Annotated in this window: 1 protein-coding gene; it reads left to right on the top strand. The window is 57.4% G+C overall.

Annotated features, from left to right (window positions below):
- A partial coding sequence (locus AB6O04_RS20460; RefSeq protein WP_368566265.1) for a hypothetical protein occupies positions 1-1,209 on the top strand: 1,209 nt, incomplete at its 5' end.
- Positions 1,210-1,367 lie beyond the last annotated feature (158 nt).

Raw genomic sequence — 1,367 nt, 5'->3', positions numbered from 1 at the left:
AATGCGATAACGCCGAAGGCCTTTGATCAAGCGGCGCGGGCCTTCATCACAGATCGCGAGCGTGGCGAGAGCCCCGCGTGGCCATTGCTGGCCAACGCCGGATTCAGCACGGTCGCTAACGAGCTAACGGAAAAAGGCCTTCGCTATGCGGCGGCGCTTGTAAACCTGCAAAGCGCCATTGATCGCCTGCCATCCCTGACCCTTGACTCAGCTCAAACCCATGAGATGGGGCCGCTCCTCCTTGCCCAACGCGGACCTGTCTATTCCTCATCCACCTCGGAGCCTGAATTCTTAGCCACACGTAACGATGGCACCCCTCGGATTTGTTTCGTCTCACGGAGTGGCGAAATCCGAGAGCCCAGCCGACTGACGGGCTATGTCTTACCGAATAATGGCGATAGCGCACTCGCCGTAGTGAACTCACCGCTCAGCCGTGGGAGCGAACAACTGCTGGTGCTTGATGCTGATACCAGCCGCCTGAGCGTATACCGCTCCAGTGACGACGCTCTCAGCAGCCTTCCGCTCGATGCGCTTGGTCGCTTTGATTGCGCGTCCATCTCTGCAGATGGGCGATTCGTGTCTGTAATCTACTATGGCTCTGATGACGTGGCCCGCCTAGTGGTGTTTGATCGACATGAGGGCAAGCCAGTGACTGACGAGCCAGTGGATAACAGCAGCAGGTCGGTCACCGTAGATTCAAGCGGTGTTGCCGTTGTGGCTGAGCACGCCTGGGGGACGCAAATATGCCCGAACGGAGGCATGAAACGCTCCGCTTGTCTCAGTGTGGCGAACAGCATCTATACGCTCAGCCACGACGAGCGGCACATTATTCGCTCTGGCGATCAAAGATGTGATCTCGTGCTGGGAAGTCGCGACCACAGCCACCAGATAACGCTAAAGCATCCGCATGGACCATCTGACGTGTCGGTCAATAGCATCGCCTTTTCACCAGCGAATGCGATGGCTGCGCTCACATACTCCGACGCTTCGGTTGCTATCTTTGAATTGGTTGGAAATGAGAGCGACGAACGTCTGCCCAGTGTTCATCTGGAGCGTCCAATGGTCCGGTACCAAACCCCGAGCATCGCCTCTTTCGAGAAGGACGGGACGGAACTTCTCATGACGTTTACCGATTGGGAACCGCCGGCTGCGGGAGCCACTGATGGTTCGTTCGCCGCCACGACGATGTCCTTGCCTCTCGTTGAATGATTCGTCGCGACATGCGAGAAACTGCGAAGAAACCCCTCCTGTTCGGAACTCCATAAGAGAAAGCCCCGGCAATCTACCGAGGGCTTTCTGCTTTGATGCGGGTTGAAGTGCAGGCCCTGCGTTAGCGATTTCCGGCCTGCAGCGTCGAATGGACGTCC

The sequence above is a fragment of the Pseudoxanthomonas sp. UTMC 1351 genome (assembly GCF_040948865.1).
Lineage (GTDB): Bacteria > Pseudomonadota > Gammaproteobacteria > Xanthomonadales > Xanthomonadaceae > Pseudoxanthomonas_A.
The sequence above is the reverse complement of the archived record's forward strand: the minus strand, read 5'-3'. Positions and strand labels throughout refer to the sequence as shown.